We start from the raw sequence: 19111 nt of genomic DNA on the forward strand, positions 1-19111 counted from the left end.
ATTGGGAATTGGGAATTGGCAATGCGGCATTGGGCATTGGTTATTAACTCTTCTCCCCCTGCTTCCTCTGCTCTCTACTCCCTATCTATTTTTAGGAAGGGGTTGACCAAACTCGATTACCTGGGGATTGGGAAGATTGGGCATGGTTGGAGCTGAAAATTGTGACATACCTAAAGGAGGAATGCTATTCAAGTTACCGGGTTGATTTGGGAAAGAAGGAGGGGGAAAAATCAAAGCAGGTTGTTGAGAGGATGTATTTGGATTTAGGGGAGGTACGTTTACAAAAGGCTGCCCTGAGTTATTAGTAATTGTTGAGGGTAGGTTATTTGATATAGGCGGAACTGTGAGTAAGGGTGCTTGTAAATTAGTAGTGGTTACGGGTAGGTTAGTAGGCGGCTTTTTGGCTGTTTGAGGTTGTTTCTTGGGTGAAGGTGGGGAGTTCCCTGGTTTGACGGCAGTAGTTTTATCAGAAATAACCGGACGTAATACCCAGCGAGTGGAGTTTTTTCGGGAAACGGGTTGCAGTTGTATCTGTTTAGGATTTAAAACAGTCCCTGGTGCTAAATCTAGGACAATGCGTGTGTCGTTAGCATTAAGTTGAGAAACGCGAATACTTTTGATTGCTCCAGAATAATTTTGTTGCGTGGTAACTTTGCCCAGCTTAGTATTCGGTATATCTACAACAAGACGGGAGGGTTGGGTAAGGTAGAAGTAACGGGGGGTTGTGCCTGCTGAGAGAGTGATTTCGAGTTGCTGTGTCTTGGAGGAAAAACGCCAATTTTCTAGCTTTGCTACTGGTGTAGCAGCAATAGTGCTTTCAAGGGCGATCGCTGCACAAAAGCCTAATAAACTGATGCTAAATAGCTGCTTGCGCCATTGGCAAAATCGCCTAGTCTTTAGTCCCTGATCCATTCTTTTTATCTGCTTCATAAAACCCATACAATGCGCTCACATTGCTGTTTACTTCGCGCTTCCAATCCCAAAGACGCGATGTATCGCGTCTCTACAAACGCGATGTATCGCGTTTTTACCCACTCCCCGATTCAATTAGCTTTTTGAGGCACAGCAGTAAATATCAGAGGTTGTGGAATACCAGTTACGGTTAATTGACCTGTCATATTACTTTTATCCACAAGTTGCATTTGAATTGTGACTGAGTTCAGAGGATCATTTTGGGGACGAGGAATATTACAAAGGATTGATTTACCAACTTTTCCAGATAAATTTAACTGTTGATTTCGGAAGATGCCTGCCAGAGAGTGCTTTTCGTCAGTATCGGGGTTAGCGTTTGCCGGTAATACAGAGGCATTTAAGTAAATACCCGACTGCTGAATGTTTAACGTTAGGGTATCCGATTTTTCACAATTAGGCAAATTCTCTGACAGGGTTAGACGATACCGACCGCTAATTGGAGGAGGAGCCTTGAGATTGTTTTCTCCGTAAGCACTGACAGTTTTAAACAACAGTAGCACTGAAATTATTGCTACTCCGTAAAAAGCCAAAGATTTGAAGTTGAAATGATTCATGATTTCAACTCCTCAATGTTGGCTCTTGACTACTAACTTCAGGAAGCATAGAGGCAAGGTGAGCGGTGACTTGGCTGTAGCGGCGGGTAATCAGCAGGGAGGAACGACATTGGATAGCTAGTTGATCTGTATATCTTCCCAGGGTTTGGCGCTCGATTCCCCAAGCGCGGCTGGTGCCAGCAATAGTTAGATCAACACCTTCTGAGGCTTGAATTACGGCTTGGATTGGTTCTGGGGCTTCGAGAATTTTGATTTCAATGCGATCGCGTACACTGGTGGGCAATTGTTCCATCATCGTGTTTAGTTCGTAACTCACTTCTTCCTTGGCTTGATTTGCTACTATCTGTAATATCTGCAACATACAATCACGATTGATTAGCAGTCTCAGAGCTAGTATTAGTGCTAAATCGTCATGGATATTGGCTGAATAAGGTACCAATAAACTTTCTAATTGCTCTTTGCCTTTATCTACAAACACTGCTACATCGACTGGGGCAGTGGTAAGCATTTGTCCGACTCGTCCACCTAAACGATTACTACTAAAAGCTGGGCGATGCCAGCCGACGAGAATTAAATCAGCTTGTTCTAATGTGGCAATCTGTGCTGTTTCGCGGGCAACGTTGCTGGAGATGCGAACGATAGGATGCACACAAGAACGAGTTTCTGGCGGTTCGAGAGTATTAATTAATTCTTGTAGCTGCTGGCGGCGCTGGGCGATTAATCGATCTGCTTCAACTGGAGTACTTTCAAAAGCATAATCTTCTTGAAATTCAATCAGGCTAAGAGGGTTAACAATGGCAGGATATCGGTAATTAAGAGCGATACCGACGGCGGGCTGTGCCAATGCTACTGCCAACTGTACTAAACCTTTTTGGGTACTTGGATTAGCCACTGGCACCAAAATTCGGAAAGGATGAGGGGAAGTTTCACTTCCAGCAGAGTTGTCTATACCTGTTTGTGCTTCCGACTGCGGTTCGACGACATCTAACCTGATTAGCTTTTTCGGATATGTCCATTCCAGCAGTGGCGAGGTCATGAATGTAGTTACCAATGCCATAATTACCAGCATGGTAAATATTAAGGGGGAAATTACCTTTAACTCTAGACCAATGTTTAGTACTATCAGTTCAGTTAAACCGCGAGTATTCATTAACCAACCGAGTGCCGACGCTTCCCGTTTACTAATGCCACTCACACGGGCCGCTACATAAGTACCAATATATTTGCCTGCGATCGCCACTCCTAAAACCAACGCACACAAAAGCCACAATTCTGGACGGTTGAGCAAACCAATCTGGGTTTTTAAGCCACTGTAGGCGAAAAATATGGGCAGCAAGAAGATTAAAACAAAATCTTCGGTTTTTACTGCCAATTCCCGCACTAAATCTTCATTTTTGGGCATGGCTGCTCCCAGTAAAAATGCCCCAAAAATTAAGTGAATACCAATTAGTTCGGTGATTAATGCTGACGCAACCACTGCCATATAAATCCCCGCTAGCAGCACTTGGCTGAGTCGTCCCGCACGAAGGTAGTGTTTGGCAAGGCGTTGCAAGAACCAACGTCCCGCAGTCAACATCAAGCCGATGTAAACTATGCTGGCGATAATTGTGGGTATGGCACCTGCAAAGTCACCAGTTCGCGCCACTGCGATCGCTACTGCTAATAGACACCAAGCTGTCACATCATCCACTGCTGCACAAGTTAACGCCAACGTTCCTAAACGCGTTCCTTGTAAATTGTTTTCAGTAATGATTCGCGCCAACACCGGAAAGGCAGTAATCGACATCGCCGCCCCCAAAAATAAGGCGAAGGCAGTGAAGGATACACTTGCATCGGAAACTAGGGGATAAAGTAGCACCGCTAGCAATGTTCCTAAAGAAAAGGGTACTAAAATGCTGACATGAGAAGTTAAAACTGCTACTTCTAATTGTCCACTCAGATATTTGGGATTAAGTTCTAACCCAATCAGAAACATGAAAAATATTAGTCCCACCTGAGACAGAACATTTAAAAAAGGAATTGTTTCTGGTGGAAACAAGGAAACTGCTAGATCGGGAGCAACTAAACCAAATAAAGATGGGCCAAGCATAATCCCGGCGACAATCTCACCAATTACCAGTGGTTGCTTAATGGAACGGAATCCTAGCCCTACTAGCCGTGAAAGCCCAATAATAATCAGCACTTCAACCAGAACGAGAATAACTATATGCATGGTTTCCTCACAATTAACTATCTGGTTTCTTTAAGATGATTCTTTAAAGAACTGGAAATGTCAACCTAGTTAGATACAACCAAGGTCATTTGTGCTTCGTCATCATGTGAATTATTGTTACGATGCAATTGCAGTCGTGAAACATAAATTTTGATGATTTTAGGAGCTACATCTTAAATAACCCTGACTTTTCACGGTATGTGGAAAACCTCACTTCTATTTCTCTCTTCCTTTAAGGAGAGAGACTTTGAATTTTCCCCCTTCCCGCTACGGGTTGGGGGTTAGGGGGTTAGTTTTTTCGTGGGTTTTTCCACATGGTCTGAATTGTCAGTTAAATAACCGAGAGGCTCAGATCCCGGACTTATTGAAGAAGTGGGGGATCTTTTTATTCATAAATTATTTACAATTGCTATAGCCAGAGTCAAAGCAAATAATTTTACCTTATTACTAGGTAATTAAATTTATATTCAATTTGCTTAAGTGGAATATTTTTCATAGCTTGTACCTTGCAACAGAAAGGCAATCAGTGGTGATGCCATGAGTGTAGTAATGACTGCCATAATAACCATGATAGTGAATAAAGTTGGGGTAATTATATCTTGCTCCAGTCCAATATTAAGAATGATTAACTCCATCAAACCACGAGCATTCATTAGAGCGCCGATAGTTGCAGATTCGCGCCAATTTTCGCCCGCCAATTTTGCAGCCAACATACAAGCAACACCTTTGCCAAGAATTGCGATCGCAATAATTAAGAGTGTAATTCCCCACAACGTCGGTGTGTTTACCAATCCAATTTGAGTATTCAATCCAGAGAAGACAAAAAATATCGGTAGCAAAAAAGAAGTAGTTAAAAACTCTGTATATTGGCGAATTTGTTGGGCGAATTCTTGGCGTGGAGTCACTGCCCCTAGCACAAAAGCACCGAATATTGCATAGATACCGGTAACATCGGTAAACCATGCACAAAACATCAAAATTATCAACATTAAAGTTAGGGTTTGTTTGTTCACACCTGCACCGCGTTTTGTCATGCGTGTGAAGGCTCTTAGTAGAGGTTGACCGAGAAAAATTGCAAATAGCACGTAGCAAATGCCGCCACCAATTGCTAATATGGCAATGCTCAGAGAATTTTTCACGCTAGCAAGCACGAGCGCTAGCAAACACCAAGCAACTGCATCATCTACAGATGCCGCACCTAAAGCCAAAGTACCGAAGCGGGTTTGTGCAAGACCGCGTTCGTAAAGAATGCGAGCTAACATTGGAAAAGCCGTAATTGTCATCGACGCACCAAGATACAAAGCGGCTGACCAAGGCGTTACCTTTGGTTGAAAGAAATTGCCGTTGTGATAAAACCAAAAAGATGCGATCGCTCCTAAAATAAAAGGAGTGATAATCCCGGCAGCAGATAGCAAACTTGCACTTTTTATATGATGTTTTAAGAGTTTGGTGTTAAACTCTAAACCAATTAAAAACATATAAATTATCAACCCAATCTGGCTAATAGCATATAAAATCGACATTGATGGGTTGGGTATTTTTAGCCCGACAGCAGTGATAATTGGAAGCTTAGGAAACAGCCATTGCTGAAAATCTGGTGCAATCAATCCCAAAAGTGATGGGCCTAGCATTACGCCTGCAATCATTTCGCAAACAACATCGGTTTGTCCAAGATAGCGGCGTCCTAAAATCGTGACGATGCGACAAGTGACTAGAATAACTGTAAGTTGCAGAAATAGCTGAATAACCAGATCAAAATTTGACATTACACCTCCTTAATTTGGGTCTCTGCATTGAATAATCTCCCCACATTTAAAAGCTTGTACTGTTTTCTCATAAATAACTACATCAGCACAAGTGCCAATTTTGGAAATATAAGTAAGTGGGCGCAACTACGAGGCAAATACAAAGATTTTACTTTTCGTTACATAGTTTGATTTTATCTTGCCTACCTACTTAGCTATTTTTAATTTGATGAGATAGGGCAGTTTTAGCAACTGCCCTAAAGAGAGAATTAATAAGCCCCCCAATTTATCGGGGGGTCGGGGGGATCTTGCGTGGCAAAATATCACTAACAGCAAGCATATTGCACCATAGATCCTTTACACTCTGCGCTCTTAATGATAAGTCTTTAACAGGACACGATATTACAACCACTCTCCACCCCGGAAACGCCAACGGGGAAAGATAATTCGCATCAGGGTTTGTGAACTAATAAATACTGCTAACCAGACGACGCTATAATGCAATAAAAAAACTGCTAGCGGTAGTTGTTGTTTAGGTAAAGGTATTGGTAAAAAGCCAAATAGTTTTACTCCACAGAACACAAATACTAATTCCCATATCCCAGCTAAGAGTTGATAGGCTGCTGGCCAATCCCTGTCCCATCGCGATTTTTGGAGATAGTTATAAAGCACATCCCAACCTAAGCCAAATACGCCGACATAACCAAGTATCCAAAAGTAAACCGAGTTAGCATTAGAACCAATCAAACCCATTGCAAAGGGCAAAGACACAAGTACGCCCACCGTTACAAGTAATAATAATCGAGTTTGCCAACGACCAAATAAAGTTGGTGTCATAAGAGTTTGGAGTATGAAGAATAGAGAAATTAGAGTTGTTATAAATAGATTTTGGCTCGTTTTTATTGAAAATTCAGCAAGATTGAGGTATTTTTCTGAGGATGGCAAATACGAGAATATAGGCTAATACTATTTAAGTTTAATAATTATACAAATACGCTCTTTTGGGGCATAGGAATGCCATGCCCTTACAATAAATCTATATATATGTATCAGGATTTTCGTGAATTGGTATAATCCCAAAGCACCAACACATCTATATTATTACAATCGCTTAAGCTGATAATCAAATTTAGAATGGTAAGTTGCGTGGGCTTTGCCCACTGAAAGTATCGCATCCCAATTGATTACATCTTCTAGCAAAGCTTGATAACCTAGTGTATTGGGATGAAGACCATCTTCACTCAAGCGTTTCAGCCGCCAAGTTTCACCGCGTTCCATCCATTGCTCAAAAATATCTAAATAAGGAATCTGCCGTTTGGTACAAGCAATTCGAGTTGCTTCTTTGTAGCGGTACTGGTCGGCATGATTATAGTAAAAACAATCTAAAAATGGCATCTTGGCTTCATCCACCGGCACCATGCCCACAAATAACACAGGACATAGTTGCTGTGCTAAATCTAAAAGAGTTGCAATTTCTTTTTCAAACAATGCAAAATCTGTGTAACTTCGACCATCAAGACGCGCCAACCGCGCTGAGTCATTCACGCCTACTGATAAAATAATCAAGTCGGGGACAATGAAGGTGAAGAAGTGCTAGAAAATTGGCTAGAGTTCTTACAGCAACAAGGAATCGCATCAGAAAACCATTACAGTCTCTATCATTCCAACTTTCGAGACTGGCTAGCTAGACAAGCATTTAAAACTTTATGAAAAATCTTCCTAACTTTCTCCGTTAATAAAGAGAGTTAAGGTGTTAAGAATGGAGCTAAGCGGATTCGAACCGCTGACCCCCTCAATGCCATTGAGGTGCGCTACCAACTGCGCTATAACCCCTTAAAATCCATTATATATAATCGCTTGATTATTGGTACTTTGTCAAGCTTTTTCTGGAAAATAAATTTTTAATATCTCCTCAACCACTGGACACTCACAACGACACTTGCAACAAATAGGTCATACAGTGTCCCATCAAAAAGTAAACTACTAACATGGCAGCAGCAGCCAGAGCAACTAATGTACCAGCCAACATCAGAGAAAATTCTTTGCTCTCGTAGGCTCTTTCCATCAAGTGAAGTGACCACGCCACCAGGGCGACATCAAAAAGTAAAATAGGAACCAACATATTTTTTAATATTTGTTAATACTTGTAAAATTATATTAACACCCTTTCAGGGAAGTGTGTCTAACCTTAGATAGATGTCATTAAATGCTAAATGGTAGCTCAGGAGGATGTTCTGACTGGCACGTTGCGATCGCGCAAGTAATTTTTGATTTCTGCTACGCTTAATTGTCCGTAATGTAACAGGGATGCGAGTAATGCGGCTTCAGCTTTGCCTTGGGTTAGGGCTGTGTAGATATGTTCACAATTACCTGCACCACCTGAAGCAATAACTGGAATTTCTACAGCATCAGCAATTGCCCGTGTAATCTCAATGTCATACCCAGCTTGGGTTCCATCAGCATCCATACTTGTTACTAGCAGTTCTCCGGCCCCCCGTTTTTCAACTTCTTCTGCCCACAGTAGAGCATCTAAGCCTGTATTTTCCCTGCCACCCCGCACATACACATCCCAACCTGGATTCTCCGGGTTATTTCTCCGTCTGGCATCAATTGCAACAACTATGCACTGATTACCAAAGCGATCGCTTGCCCGATTAATCAAGTCTGGATCGCGCACCGCCGCAGAATTAATACTAACCTTATCTGCGCCTGCTCGTAACAAAGCTTTAACATTTTCTAAGGATTGAATGCCACCACCCACAGTCAGCGGAATAAAGACCTGTTCAGCAGTCCGGTAAACTACATCTAAAATAGTAGCTCGGTCTTCATGAGTAGCTGTAATATCCAGAAATACTAATTCATCAGCACCTGCTTGGTTGTAAACCTTGGCCAGTTCTACCGGATCGCCTGCATCTTGGAGATTAACAAAGTTAACTCCTTTTACAACCCGTCCCGCCTTAACATCTAAGCACGGTAAGATTCTTTTAGATAACATAATAACTTTTGTACTTCTGGGTAATTGACCGGAATTTAAATTTTAAATTGGCGCGGGTATTCTCAAACGAAAATTTTTACGGGCATGGGGCATTAAGAGTGCTGAGTTAGGAGTTAGGAGTTAGGAGTTAAGAGTTAAGAATTATCCCTTTGTCTCTACTCTCCCTCATCTCCCTCATCTCCCTCATCTCCCTCATCTCCCTCATCTCCCTCATCTCCCTCATCTCCCTCATCTCCCTCATCTCCCTAGTTCCTTAAAAGTAGATAGCTGAAATTATGGCAATAATCTCCTCCAAGAAACAGCCTCCAGAACCCAACAAAGAACCAAAGCAGCGTCGAGAGTCGGCGAAAGCACCATCCACAGAAAATATTTTGAAGCCTGAAGCTGCTATTGATGAGCAAGAACAGCAAGAAGAAGGTATTCGACCGCACCGATTTGCTGATTACATTGGGCAAAAAGATTTAAAGGATGTACTAGATATTGCCATCAAAGCAGCCAAATCTCGTGGTGAGGTACTGGATCATTTGTTGCTGTATGGACCGCCGGGATTGGGCAAAACCACGATGGCAATGATTTTAGCATCGGAAATGGGGGTAAATTACAAAATTACCAGTGCGCCAGCCCTAGAACGTCCACGGGATATTGTTGGGTTACTGGTGAACATGAAACCTGGGGATATTTTATTTGTGGATGAAATTCATCGCCTCTCGCGGATGACAGAAGAAATTCTCTATCCGGCGATGGAAGATTATCGTTTAGATATTACTATCGGTAAGGGTTCTAGCGCTCGGATTAGAAGTTTACCACTGTCAAAGTTTACCTTAGTGGGAGCTACAACCCGTGTCGGTGCTTTAACTTCTCCACTGCGCGATCGCTTCGGTTTAATTCAAAAACTTCGATTTTACGAAGTTGACGAACTGACTAAAATTGTACTGCGAACCGCTCAATTACTCAAAACCCCCGTTACAGAAGATGGGGCGACAGAAATTGCCCGCCGTTCACGCGGAACCCCACGAATTGCTAACAGACTACTTAAGCGGGTACGTGATTATGCTGAAGTAAAAATATCTGGGGAGATTAATGAAAGTATCGCATCTGAAGCATTGCAACTATTCCAAGTAGATCCCTGCGGTTTAGATTGGACAGATCGCCAAATGCTGAGTGTGATAATTGAACAATTTAACGGCGGCCCAGTGGGGTTAGAAACAATGGCAGCAGCGACGGGTGAAGATACTCAAACAATTGAAGAGGTTTACGAACCTTACCTCATGCAAATTGGCTATTTAACTAGAACTCATCGTGGCAGGATGGCGACTAAGGCAGCATATAAGCATTTGGGATTCACACCCCCTAATGAACAATTGTCATTATTGTAATTATGGGGAATGGGAAATAGGGGATGAGTCTTTGATACTCGCCAACGAGTTTTTGATACTGGTGAACGAGTCTTTGATACTCGCCAACGAGTCTTTAATACTGGTGAACGAGTGTTTAATACTCGTGAATGAGTCTTTGATACTGGTGAACGAGTCTTTGATACTCGCCAACGAGTCTTTGAACTCCGTTAATGAGTCTTTGAACTCCATTCCCCACTCCCCATTTTCAACAGAAATAGGTAAACCTAGATGATTAAGTTGATTAGTATTTTTCTCAGTCTGTTAATTATATTTGGCTGGGGTACTCCAGTCATGGCACAATCTCAAGCGCCGATTACTCAAGAACAGTTAAAACAAGGCGATGAGTGGGCAAATCAAGCGTTTGCAGCGACGAATCAAGGTGATTTTGCGACGGCTGAAACTTACTGGACAAAAATTATTGAACAATTTCCGACTAATGCGGGGGCGTGGAGTAACCGGGGAAATTCGCGGGTGAGTCAGAATAAATTGCAAGAGGCGATCGCAGATTATAACAAAGCCATAGAATTAGCACCAAATGTCACCGATCCATATTTAAATCGGGGCGCGGCGTTGGAAGGGATGGGAAAATGGGATTCGGCGATCGCAGATTATAATCATGTCTTAGAATTAGATCCTAACGATGCAATGGCGTATAACAATCGCGGAAATGCCAAAACAGGTTTAGGAAAATGGGATTCGGCGATCGCAGATTACAAAAAATCTAATGAGATAGCCCCAAATTTTGCCTTCGCCCGTGCTAATTATGCCCTTGCTCTTTACGAAACTGGTCAAAAAAAGCAAGCAATCCGTGAGATGCGGAATATTGTCCGTAAATATCCCAGATTTGCTGATGTACGTGCCGCCCTCACAGCTGCATACTGGGTAAATGGAGAACAAGGTGAAGCTGAGAGTAACTGGGTGGCAGCTTATGGACTTGATAGCCGCTACAAAGACATTAACTGGGTAACAAATATCCGCCGTTGGCCGCCCAGCATGGTATCAGCTTTAGATAAATTTTTGAAAATTAAGTAATAGAGACATTGATTATGACTCATTTTGGTATAATCTGTCCTGGCGCAGCAACTGGCCCCCTCAACACTATGCTTCCCTTGGGGCAAGAACTTCAACGGCGTGGCCACCGCGTCACCCTCTTCGGAACCCTTGATACTCAAACTAAAGCACTCGCAGCAGGAATAGAATTCCAAGCAATTGGTGAAAAAGATTTTGTTCCTGGTTCAACAGCAGAAACCTTTGGCAAGTTAGGCGAACTACGGGGATTAGCTGCCTTTCGATACACTATTGATTTGCTGAAGCGTGTTTCATCTGTGACACTCCAGGATGCTCCAGCATTAGTTAAAGCAGCAGGTGTAGAAGCGTTGCTAGTAAACCAAAGTTCAGTAGAGGGAGGGACAATTGCAGACTTTCTCAAAATTCCTTTCATCACTGTGTGCAGCGCTGTGGTACTGAATCGAGAACCTAGCGTTCCTCCTTTTTTCACAACTTGGAAGTATAGCCCATCTGTGTGGGGACGCTTACGCAATCAAATGGGTTACACCTTACTTAATAGCGTCGTCAAACCACTCGAAGATTTGATTAATGAATATCGTCGAGAGTGGAAATTACCCCTGTACTCTAATCTTAAAGATAGCTACTCTCCACTGGCTCAAATAAGTAATGCACCTGCTGAATTTGAATTTCCCAGAGAAGAATTAGCTCCTTGGTTCCATTTCACCGGAAGTTTTCATACTTCAGCCAGTCGAATGCCTGTTTCTTTCCCTTATGAAAAATTGACGGGTAAACCGTTAATTTACGCTTCGATGGGGACATTGCAAAATCGCTTGATTTGGGTCTTTGAAACTATTGCTTTAGCTTGTGAAGATTTGGATGCTCAGTTAGTGATTTCTTTGGGAGGTTCTGCTAAACCAGAATCATTGCCAGAGTTAGCAGGAAATCCTTTAGTAGTTGAGTATGCACCTCAATTAGAAGTACTGGAAAAAGCCACCCTCATGATTACTCATGCGGGAATGAATACAACAATGGAATGTGTGAAAAAAGGCGTACCAATGGTGGCAATTCCAGTTGCCAATGACCAACCAGGAGTAGCAGCGCGTATTGCTTGGACAGGGGCGGGTGAGCTTATCACCCTGAAGAAACTGAATGTTCCCAGATTGCGGAATGCTGTAAGGCAAGTGTTGACAGAAAAATCTTATAAACAGAATGCGCTCAGATTACAAGCAGCTACTCTCCGGGCTGGGGGAGTAAGTCGAGCGGCTGAGATTATTGAGCAAGCTGTTTCTACTGGTAAGCCTGTCTTGGCTAAAACAAATTAATTAACACATTAATTGTGAACAAATAAAATAATATGAACTGGGATAATAACTCAATCGTCATTTATTCCAATTTTCCTTTCTATGTGGAAGATTGGTCCCCTACTTGTATCAAAAATGGTATTGGAGGTAGCCAAGAAGCTGTCATTTACTTAAGTCAAGAACTAGTAAAATTGGGTTATCAAGTCACAGTGTTTAATAGATGCGGTGATATGGAGGGGGAATATAATAGTGTAGTTTATCAGTCTGTTGATAAATTTAATCCTCAAGATGACTTTAATAGTTTAATATTTCATCGCGCTTGGACGCAACCGATGACGATGAAAGTAAAGTCAAAAAAGACTGCTATTTGGATGCACGATAACCCTAAATTATTTCCTCCAATAGAAGATTCTCAGCAATCAGAATTTTTAGCAAGTTTTGACAAGCTGTTCATGTTGTCAGATTTTCATAAATCTACACTACCAAACTGGATTCCTGAAGAAAAAATCTTTTTGACAACTAATGGTATTAATATGGAAGATTTTAATTTAACAGGAATTTCTAGAAATCCTAAAAGATTGATTTCCATTAGTGACTATACAAGAGGTATTGAACATTTACTTACTCAATGGGATAAGATTATCCAAGAAGTACCTGATGTTGAATTACATATTTTTTATGGCTGGCAAGTAATTGATACGCTGATTAATTCACCTAACATTGCTAAATTTCCACAATTACCAGATAAAAAGAAGCAAATTTTGCAACTTTTTGATCAAAAAAACGTTTATGAACATGGCAGAATTGGGCATAAGCAATTAGTTGAAGAATTATTTAAATCTGGGATCTGGGTTTATCCTTGTCATAGTGCTGTTGAAATTTTCTGTATTAGTGCTTGGAAAGCTCAAGCAGCTGGTTGTGTTCCTGTAGTAACAACTTATGCGGGCTTAGATGAGACTGTTAAATCTGGTGTCAGAATTAAGGGACCTGCTGGAGATGAACAGATAAATAATACTTTTATTAAAGCTGTAATTGATTTATTGAAAAATCCAGAGAAACAAGAAAATCTGAGAAAAGAAGCATTATCTTTAAGAGATTCCTTTGGTTGGGATAAAGTTGCTAAACAGTGGCACGAGGAATTTTTCTCAGTTTAAATAAAATCCAAGGTTGTGCCGCAGCTACGCCCGTCCTAGACATCACTTCACTCTATCCCATCCTATTCTCCCATTCTTTAAGCTTAACTCAAGCTAATCTCAAAGACTGCCTGATTTTGCAAGCGCTTTCCTTTCACCACCATCTGCACACCACCTGCTGGGCTAAATAGCAAACCCTTACGGACTGGCTTTACAGGTTTACTATCAGCCAGTTCCATCTCCCAGTGAGATAGCACAGTTACCAAAACCAATTTCATCTCAAACAAGGCAAATGCCATGCCAATACAGCGACGGTTTCCGCCACCAAAGGGTAAATACTCAGATTGAGAAAATTGTCTCTCTAGAAAACGCTCTGGCTTAAATTGCTTCGACTGGGGATATAAATCTTCTCGATGATGGGTCAAATAAATAGAGGGATTGAGCAAAGTACCAGGCTCAAAGTTGTATTCCCCAATTTGTAGCGGTGATTTTACCACTCGATTTAGTCCTGATATCGCCACTGGGTAAAGACGTAGCGTTTCAGAACACACAGCATTTAAATAAGGCAATCGGAAAATAACATTCGGATCAGGTCTTTCACCCAACTTATCTAATTCTTGCAGCAGTTTTTCCCGCACCTGTGGTAGATGATGAATCCAGTACAGCGCCCATGATAAGGAAGTTGCAGTGGTTTCGTGACCCGCTACTAATAGGGTCATCAGTTCATCACGTAATTCTAAGTCTGTCATCGGCTCTCCCGCCTCATCACGAGCAGCCATCATCAAAGATAGAATATCAGTCCGAGATGGATCGGGTTGTGCTTTGCGTTCTTGAATCTGGGCGTAAATAAGTTGATCGATTTGCTCCCGTAAACGCAAGTATTTCCCCCAGGGACTCCATGCTCCTAAATCCTGTCGCATTGATGGGAAAAGAAGCAGAATTGTTCTTAAAATAGGAATTTTGGGATTCAGGATTGCAATCAGGAGTTCATTGAGTTTCTCGTAACGTAGCCCATCTTCTAGACCAAATACAGCCTTCAAAATTACTTGAAAAGAGATTGCTTGCATTGATGGCAGAACTGCAAAGGTTTCTCCAACCTGCCACTGATTAGTCACTTGCTGTGTGATGTCGCAGATTAATTCACCATAAGCTAGCATTCGTTCCCCATGTAAGGGTGGTGTCAATAGCTTTCGTTGTCGCTGATGAGGCTTTCCCTCCAGCGCCAGTAGTGATTGTCGTCCTAATAAAGGCGATTTAATCCCTGCTGGCTCACCAGAATCTAACTGTTTTGGATCGGTTGTAAAAATCTGCTGAATCGCCTGGGGATTGCTAATGAAAACTTGAGGAGGAGAATTTTGTCCAAGCTGAAGGGTGAAGATATCACCATAGCGTTTAGCACAATCTTCTATGTATTCTAAGGGATTAGTCAGCCACTGATAGGTCTGTACCCAAGGGTGAGTTTGAGGACCGTTAGGCAGTTTAAGTCCAGACATTTTTATTAATCTCCCAATGATTAAAGCAAGATTCTTATCAGCCACTCATTCATGCACCCCTAGCTTGATTAATCTTAGACCACAGATTGGGCAGATGAACTTATCAATTCTTGAATCTGTCTTGGAGTCAATTCTTGCACATTACGCAAAACTACTGCTGCTCCTGCTGCTATTAGTGTCTCACTATAAGCATCACTACGCGCTGCTGTTTCCTGGACGTGGGGCGGTAAAACCCCTACACCAATCCAAGTGTGAGAAGAATCTAAACCCCGTGCTTTTTCGACGGTATACATATCTGCTACCGTATCTCCCACATAGACTACAGCTAATTTTTGCTCAATTCCATTATCTAATTCACGAACTGTAGCAAAAAGTCCCGTAGGGTCTGGTTTCCCTGGTGCGTCTTCCATCGCAATCAACACCGGAGATTGTAAGCTGAGGCGTTTTTCCAATACATAATTAGCAGAAGCACGAGTTGCACCGCTAAAAAATCCCCAAGGAATCCCAGCTTGGGTAAGTTGTTCTAAGTAGCTAGGTTGTAATAATAAGGGTTCATTACAGATATATCCAGTAAAATTATTTGGGTCTGTCCCTCGGTAACGCGCTTGAAAAAAAGCAACGATCGCAGTGTAATCTAGTTGCAGTTGTTCGCGGGTTTGTCCTTGGGTTTCAAAGTAGCGGTAAATTAATTCTTGGGATGCTTCCCAATCATTATTCCACACGCCTTCAGACTTGAGTTGGTCAATATCTAATGGGGTTGGGCGATATTGGGTCGTAAAATATTCTACCGTATCTGCGATCGCACGGCGATAAGAACCGCTAACATCGCGGACAACGCCATCAATATCGAAAACAACAATAGCTTTTGCAGAAGTTGGTTCACTCATGGGTAGGGAGTCAAAGAGTTTTATATCTGATAATATTGCTCTATGTATTCATCTTTTCATAAATAGCAGAAGATATCGGAGACTTTACAAGCGGGCTATTCCAGACATACCCAAAACTTTCTCAAACCAAGTAGATGCAACAGCCGCTTGTTGGAGGTCTGTCGAAAGGTAGAGTAGAACAGATGCACGCAAAGCTTAAAGCTATTACTAATTACAACAATAATGTTGTCCCAAGTGGATGGATGCGATACAAAGGCGATTCTACAATTGAATACACCACAATAGGGGAGCAACAGATGACAAACGAGCGATTGAAGATGCAAGATCCACGTCAGCAATATCCAGGACCGCCCTTCCCTCGTCAGCCACAGCCAGCACCGGGACTAGCTCAACAGATGAACCCTCAGCCCGATCACGGTGAACAGAGCTATACAGGATGTGGAAAACTTACAAATCGAAAGGCGTTGATTACCGGAGGAGATTCCGGTATCGGACGTGCCGTAGCGATCGCGTTTGCGCGTGAAGGGGCAGATGTGGCAATCTCCTATCTCCCCAGTGAGTCGGCGGACGCACGAGAGGTGATAGAACTGATCGAACAAGCGGGGCGCAAGGGCATCTCTCTTCCTGGTGACATAAAGGATGAGAATTTTTGCCGAAAACTCGTGGCGGATGCAGTAGAATCTCTTGGCGGTTTAGATATTCTTGTCAACAATGCTGGCGCACAAGAAACTCAGCCCTCTCTTGGTGATATCAGCTCCGAGCAGTTCGATAAGGTGCTTAAAACCAATCTATACGCGCTCTTTTGGATTACGCAGTCCGCAGTGCCACACCTGAAACCGGGTGCAGCCATCATTAATACAACTTCTATTCAGGCGTATGAACCTTCAGAGAACATCATTGACTATGCGCTCACCAAAGCAGGCATTGTTGCTTTCACCAAAGCACTTTCCAAACAAATGATTGAAAAGGGTGTGCGCGTCAATGCTGTAGCGCCCGGCCCTTTCTGGACACCGCTACAGCCTAGTGGCGGTCAGACTCAAGAAAAGATTGAGAAATTTGGCTCCACGGTTCCGCTCGGACGACCTGGACAGCCCGTAGAAATCGCTCCTGTATACGTACTTCTTGCTTCACAGGAGGCAAGCTACATCACAGGAGAGGTTTATGGCATAACAGGCGGTGTCGGTATTGCGTAATGTCTGCTGTGCTGTTCATGAACCGAAGCAGCAACACAACAGCCCTGAACGGTCGTACCGCCGAATATCCCACGCTTCATTTCGCTCGTGAAGATGCCCGTAGGGGAAGGCGGGGTCAGCGAAGAGGAAAAGGGGCAGGGAGCTTTCTAGCAGGGAGCGGGGGGAAAACCCCATACTTCGACTACGCTCAGTAACCATAAATAAATTTATTTGCTCTGAGCGATCGCAGCTACAGGGACTTCCAAATAAAAAAATACTCAACTATTTCTTGTGGGGTGGGCATCTTGCCCGCCCATATACAAGGTCTCTCGTGACGCCCACCCCACAAGATTGGGTAATTTATTTGTTGGAAGTCCCACAAGCGATTTACTCCTCCACTTTATGAAATTAACATTCGGCTTTCAAACTTAGCTTAATTCTTAAAGTAGATGAGATAAATCATTAAAAATGCCTATACTGCAATTATCAAGCAATGAATTTATTAGCTCCCAGCTTTAGACCTGCTAGGAGCTTTTTTTATTAGACTAGGACTTACGCATTGACAGAAAGACCAAAATAGCAAATATGCTTTTCAACGCTTTTGACTAGATTTTTCAACCACTTTTTTGCGATCGCAGGTGGTTTATAAAAAGCTGAAACGACCTATTTACGTCAATACACAAGAGGTTTCGTTTGTACAGTGCGTAAGTCCTATAGACTTATCCATCTCCATTAAGAGGTATACCCTTAAGTTGCTTGGGTGAGCAGTTGCAAATAAGTCAGGCTAAAGGAATCATTGTTTGGCTAGATTGCTGCAACGATCGCACTCTCTGCAATGGTATTGGTACTAAGAGCAATTAGCTTTGCAACCAGAAATCAATGAAAAGTTCAGTTTATTGATGGGACGCACCTTATTGATGGGACGCACCATTTTCAAAAGATGATTTAGAGTCTCGGTAATAAGCGCAATGAGTTATCCCCTGAGCAGATTGCAGAACTGGTGCAACTGTATGGGGATTTTAAGCAGAATGATGTAAGTGAGGTAGAGTCAAACGGGCAAACACAACAGCAGATATGCTCAAAGATTTTTGATAATCTATAAATTAACTTAGGAGAATTACAATTCTCAAACCTGATGAAAAATGATAGATCACGATAGACTCTTTAAAGAATTAATCCAAACCTTCTTTTGGGAATTTATAGAACTCTTTTTACCAGAAGTTTTAGAGTATGTTGCACAAGACAGCCTAACGTTTTTAACAGAAGAAATATTTACCGATGTCACCACTGGAGACAAAAGAAAAATAGACTTATTAGCACAAGTAAAATGGAGAGGAGAAGACAGTTATTTTCTCATACATTTAGAAAATCAGGCTTACACACAAAAAGAATTTGAACGGCGGATGTTTCATTACTTCGCTCGTTTAGATGCTAAATATTTATTACCTATATTTCCTATAGTTATCTTCTCATACGACGAACCCAAACGCCCTGAGAAAAGCCAATATATAGTTAATTTTCCTAACAGAAAAGTTCTGGAATTTAATTACTTTGCTATCCAACTAAATAACCTGAATTGGCGAAACTTTTTAAATCAACCAAATCCTGTAGCTGCTGCATTAATGGCAAAAATGGAGTTTAAACCAGAAGAAAAAATCAAAGTAAAGCTCGAATGTTTAAGAATGCTAGTCACTCTAAAATTAAATCCTGCTAAAATAGAATTAATTTCCGGTTTCATTGACACCTATCTCCGATTAAATGCCACAGAAGAGCAAGTACTTGAGACTGAACTAAAACAAGCCAACTTAGTTGAAGAGGAAGGAATCATGGAAATCGTTACTAGTTGGATGGAAAAAGGAATTACACAAGGAATTGAACAAGGAGAAAAAAACATTGTTAAAAGACAACTAAAACGGCGATTTAATAATATTGATAGTACTTTAGAAAACCGCATTAATGGCTTATCTTCAGAACAATTAGAGAACCTCGCTGATGCAATTTTTGATTTCCAATCTTTAGAAGACCTCATCAATTGGTTAGACCAACAAAATTGATTTCCTCTTTGAGGATGTTTTAAAAGATGTAGGGTGTGTTGTCGCGCAACGCACCTTAAAATTGTTTATTTGAAGAGGAAGGAATCATGGAAATCGTTACTAGTTGGACAATTTCCCCTTTTCCTTAACTTGTCACCAATGGGCGGTTACGCCATCGCTCCCATTCCTATTTTTCCCAAATATCATCT

The 19111-nt window shown here is 41.9% G+C and carries 15 protein-coding genes, 1 tRNA gene and 1 pseudogene; 6 read left to right on the forward strand and 11 right to left on the reverse strand.

Annotation, left to right across the window (positions count from 1 at the left end; all coding sequences use genetic code 11):
* Window positions 1–81: 81 nt before the first annotated feature.
* The 9 genes and pseudogenes from V7K32_RS03435 to hisF all read right to left on the reverse strand — a co-directional run bounded on the left by V7K32_RS03435 (window position 82) and on the right by hisF (window position 8478).
* The gene (locus V7K32_RS03435; RefSeq protein WP_334990325.1) at window positions 82–912 is read right to left on the reverse strand and encodes an AMIN domain-containing protein; all 831 of its coding nucleotides are present in this window, start codon (window positions 910–912) and stop codon (window positions 82–84) included.
* Between the two features lie 131 nt (window positions 913–1043).
* Window positions 1044–1526 (reverse strand): hypothetical protein, encoded by a 483-nt coding sequence (locus V7K32_RS03440; RefSeq protein WP_334990327.1) that lies wholly within the window; start codon window positions 1524–1526, stop codon window positions 1044–1046.
* A 4-nt stretch (window positions 1527–1530) separates the two neighbouring features.
* Window positions 1531–3738 (reverse strand): cation:proton antiporter, encoded by a 2208-nt coding sequence (locus V7K32_RS03445; protein WP_334990329.1) that lies wholly within the window; start codon window positions 3736–3738, stop codon window positions 1531–1533.
* Between the two features lie 476 nt (window positions 3739–4214).
* Window positions 4215–5504 (reverse strand): cation:proton antiporter, encoded by a 1290-nt coding sequence (locus V7K32_RS03450; protein WP_334990331.1) that lies wholly within the window; start codon window positions 5502–5504, stop codon window positions 4215–4217.
* A 381-nt stretch (window positions 5505–5885) separates the two neighbouring features.
* Complete coding sequence (locus V7K32_RS03455) at window positions 5886–6320, reverse strand: hypothetical protein (protein ID WP_334990333.1); 435 nt, start codon at window positions 6318–6320, stop codon at window positions 5886–5888.
* Window positions 6321–6584: 264 nt separating this feature from the next.
* Window positions 6585–7058 (reverse strand): annotated as a pseudogene (locus V7K32_RS03460) (GDSL-type esterase/lipase family protein); the annotation flags it as partial.
* Between the two features lie 185 nt (window positions 7059–7243).
* A tRNA-Ala gene (locus V7K32_RS03465) sits at window positions 7244–7316 on the reverse strand.
* A 94-nt stretch (window positions 7317–7410) separates the two neighbouring features.
* Window positions 7411–7605, reverse strand: a complete 195-nt coding sequence (locus tag V7K32_RS03470) for a hypothetical protein (protein ID WP_334883179.1) — start codon at window positions 7603–7605, stop codon at window positions 7411–7413.
* A 99-nt stretch (window positions 7606–7704) separates the two neighbouring features.
* Entirely contained in the window at window positions 7705–8478 is a 774-nt protein-coding gene (gene hisF / locus V7K32_RS03475) for an imidazole glycerol phosphate synthase subunit HisF (protein WP_334990335.1), read from the reverse strand.
* A 275-nt stretch (window positions 8479–8753) separates the two neighbouring features.
* Here hisF and ruvB point away from each other — a divergent pair, with 275 nt between their 5' ends.
* The 4 genes from ruvB (at window position 8754) to V7K32_RS03495 (ending at window position 13338) form a co-directional block, all read left to right on the forward strand.
* The gene (gene ruvB, locus V7K32_RS03480) at window positions 8754–9854 is read left to right on the forward strand and encodes a Holliday junction branch migration DNA helicase RuvB (RefSeq protein WP_334990337.1); all 1101 of its coding nucleotides are present in this window, start codon (window positions 8754–8756) and stop codon (window positions 9852–9854) included.
* Between the two features lie 249 nt (window positions 9855–10103).
* Window positions 10104–10907, forward strand: a complete 804-nt coding sequence (locus tag V7K32_RS03485) for a tetratricopeptide repeat protein (RefSeq protein WP_334990339.1) — start codon at window positions 10104–10106, stop codon at window positions 10905–10907.
* Between the two features lie 14 nt (window positions 10908–10921).
* Window positions 10922–12205, forward strand: a complete 1284-nt coding sequence (locus V7K32_RS03490; protein ID WP_334990342.1) for a glycosyltransferase — start codon at window positions 10922–10924, stop codon at window positions 12203–12205.
* 32 nt (window positions 12206–12237) lie between these two features.
* Window positions 12238–13338: a glycosyltransferase family 4 protein gene (locus V7K32_RS03495; RefSeq protein WP_334990344.1), complete on the forward strand. Its 1101-nt coding sequence runs from the start codon at window positions 12238–12240 to the stop codon at window positions 13336–13338.
* Window positions 13339–13421: 83 nt separating this feature from the next.
* Here V7K32_RS03495 and V7K32_RS03500 read toward each other — a convergent pair whose 3' ends face one another.
* On the reverse strand, window positions 13422–14810 hold the full coding sequence (locus V7K32_RS03500; protein WP_334990346.1) for a cytochrome P450: 1389 nt from the start codon (window positions 14808–14810) through the stop codon (window positions 13422–13424).
* Between the two features lie 74 nt (window positions 14811–14884).
* On the reverse strand, window positions 14885–15697 hold the full coding sequence (locus V7K32_RS03505; protein WP_334990348.1) for a TIGR01548 family HAD-type hydrolase: 813 nt from the start codon (window positions 15695–15697) through the stop codon (window positions 14885–14887).
* Between the two features lie 296 nt (window positions 15698–15993).
* Between V7K32_RS03505 and V7K32_RS03510 the strand changes: the two genes are divergently transcribed.
* Complete coding sequence (locus V7K32_RS03510; protein WP_442938689.1) at window positions 15994–16890, forward strand: SDR family oxidoreductase; 897 nt, start codon at window positions 15994–15996, stop codon at window positions 16888–16890.
* Window positions 16891–18011: 1121 nt separating this feature from the next.
* On the forward strand, window positions 18012–18923 hold the full coding sequence (locus V7K32_RS03515; protein ID WP_334990352.1) for a DUF4351 domain-containing protein: 912 nt from the start codon (window positions 18012–18014) through the stop codon (window positions 18921–18923).
* Window positions 18924–19111: the final 188 nt, after the last annotated feature.

The organism is Nostoc sp. (genome assembly GCF_036917635.1).
Lineage (GTDB): Bacteria > Cyanobacteriota > Cyanobacteriia > Cyanobacteriales > Nostocaceae > Nostoc.

What these genes read in the sequence shown, in the direction of transcription:
- V7K32_RS03435 (WP_334990325.1), bottom strand. Translation starts at nt 912, where the DNA reads ATGGATCAGGGACTAAAGACTAGGCGATTTTGCCAATGGCGCAAGCAG.
- V7K32_RS03440 (WP_334990327.1), bottom strand. Translation starts at nt 1,526, where the DNA reads ATGAATCATTTCAACTTCAAATCTTTGGCTTTTTACGGAGTAGCAATA.
- V7K32_RS03445 (WP_334990329.1), bottom strand. Translation starts at nt 3,738, where the DNA reads ATGCATATAGTTATTCTCGTTCTGGTTGAAGTGCTGATTATTATTGGG.
- V7K32_RS03450 (WP_334990331.1), bottom strand. Translation starts at nt 5,504, where the DNA reads ATGTCAAATTTTGATCTGGTTATTCAGCTATTTCTGCAACTTACAGTT.
- V7K32_RS03455 (WP_334990333.1), bottom strand. Translation starts at nt 6,320, where the DNA reads ATGACACCAACTTTATTTGGTCGTTGGCAAACTCGATTATTATTACTT.
- V7K32_RS03470 (WP_334883179.1), bottom strand. Translation starts at nt 7,605, where the DNA reads ATGTTGGTTCCTATTTTACTTTTTGATGTCGCCCTGGTGGCGTGGTCA.
- hisF (WP_334990335.1), bottom strand. Translation starts at nt 8,478, where the DNA reads ATGTTATCTAAAAGAATCTTACCGTGCTTAGATGTTAAGGCGGGACGG.
- ruvB (WP_334990337.1), top strand. Translation starts at nt 8,754, where the DNA reads ATGGCAATAATCTCCTCCAAGAAACAGCCTCCAGAACCCAACAAAGAA.
- V7K32_RS03485 (WP_334990339.1), top strand. Translation starts at nt 10,104, where the DNA reads ATGATTAAGTTGATTAGTATTTTTCTCAGTCTGTTAATTATATTTGGC.
- V7K32_RS03490 (WP_334990342.1), top strand. Translation starts at nt 10,922, where the DNA reads ATGACTCATTTTGGTATAATCTGTCCTGGCGCAGCAACTGGCCCCCTC.
- V7K32_RS03495 (WP_334990344.1), top strand. Translation starts at nt 12,238, where the DNA reads ATGAACTGGGATAATAACTCAATCGTCATTTATTCCAATTTTCCTTTC.
- V7K32_RS03500 (WP_334990346.1), bottom strand. Translation starts at nt 14,810, where the DNA reads ATGTCTGGACTTAAACTGCCTAACGGTCCTCAAACTCACCCTTGGGTA.
- V7K32_RS03505 (WP_334990348.1), bottom strand. Translation starts at nt 15,697, where the DNA reads ATGAGTGAACCAACTTCTGCAAAAGCTATTGTTGTTTTCGATATTGAT.
- V7K32_RS03510 (WP_442938689.1), top strand. Translation starts at nt 15,994, where the DNA reads ATGACAAACGAGCGATTGAAGATGCAAGATCCACGTCAGCAATATCCA.
- V7K32_RS03515 (WP_334990352.1), top strand. Translation starts at nt 18,012, where the DNA reads ATGATAGATCACGATAGACTCTTTAAAGAATTAATCCAAACCTTCTTT.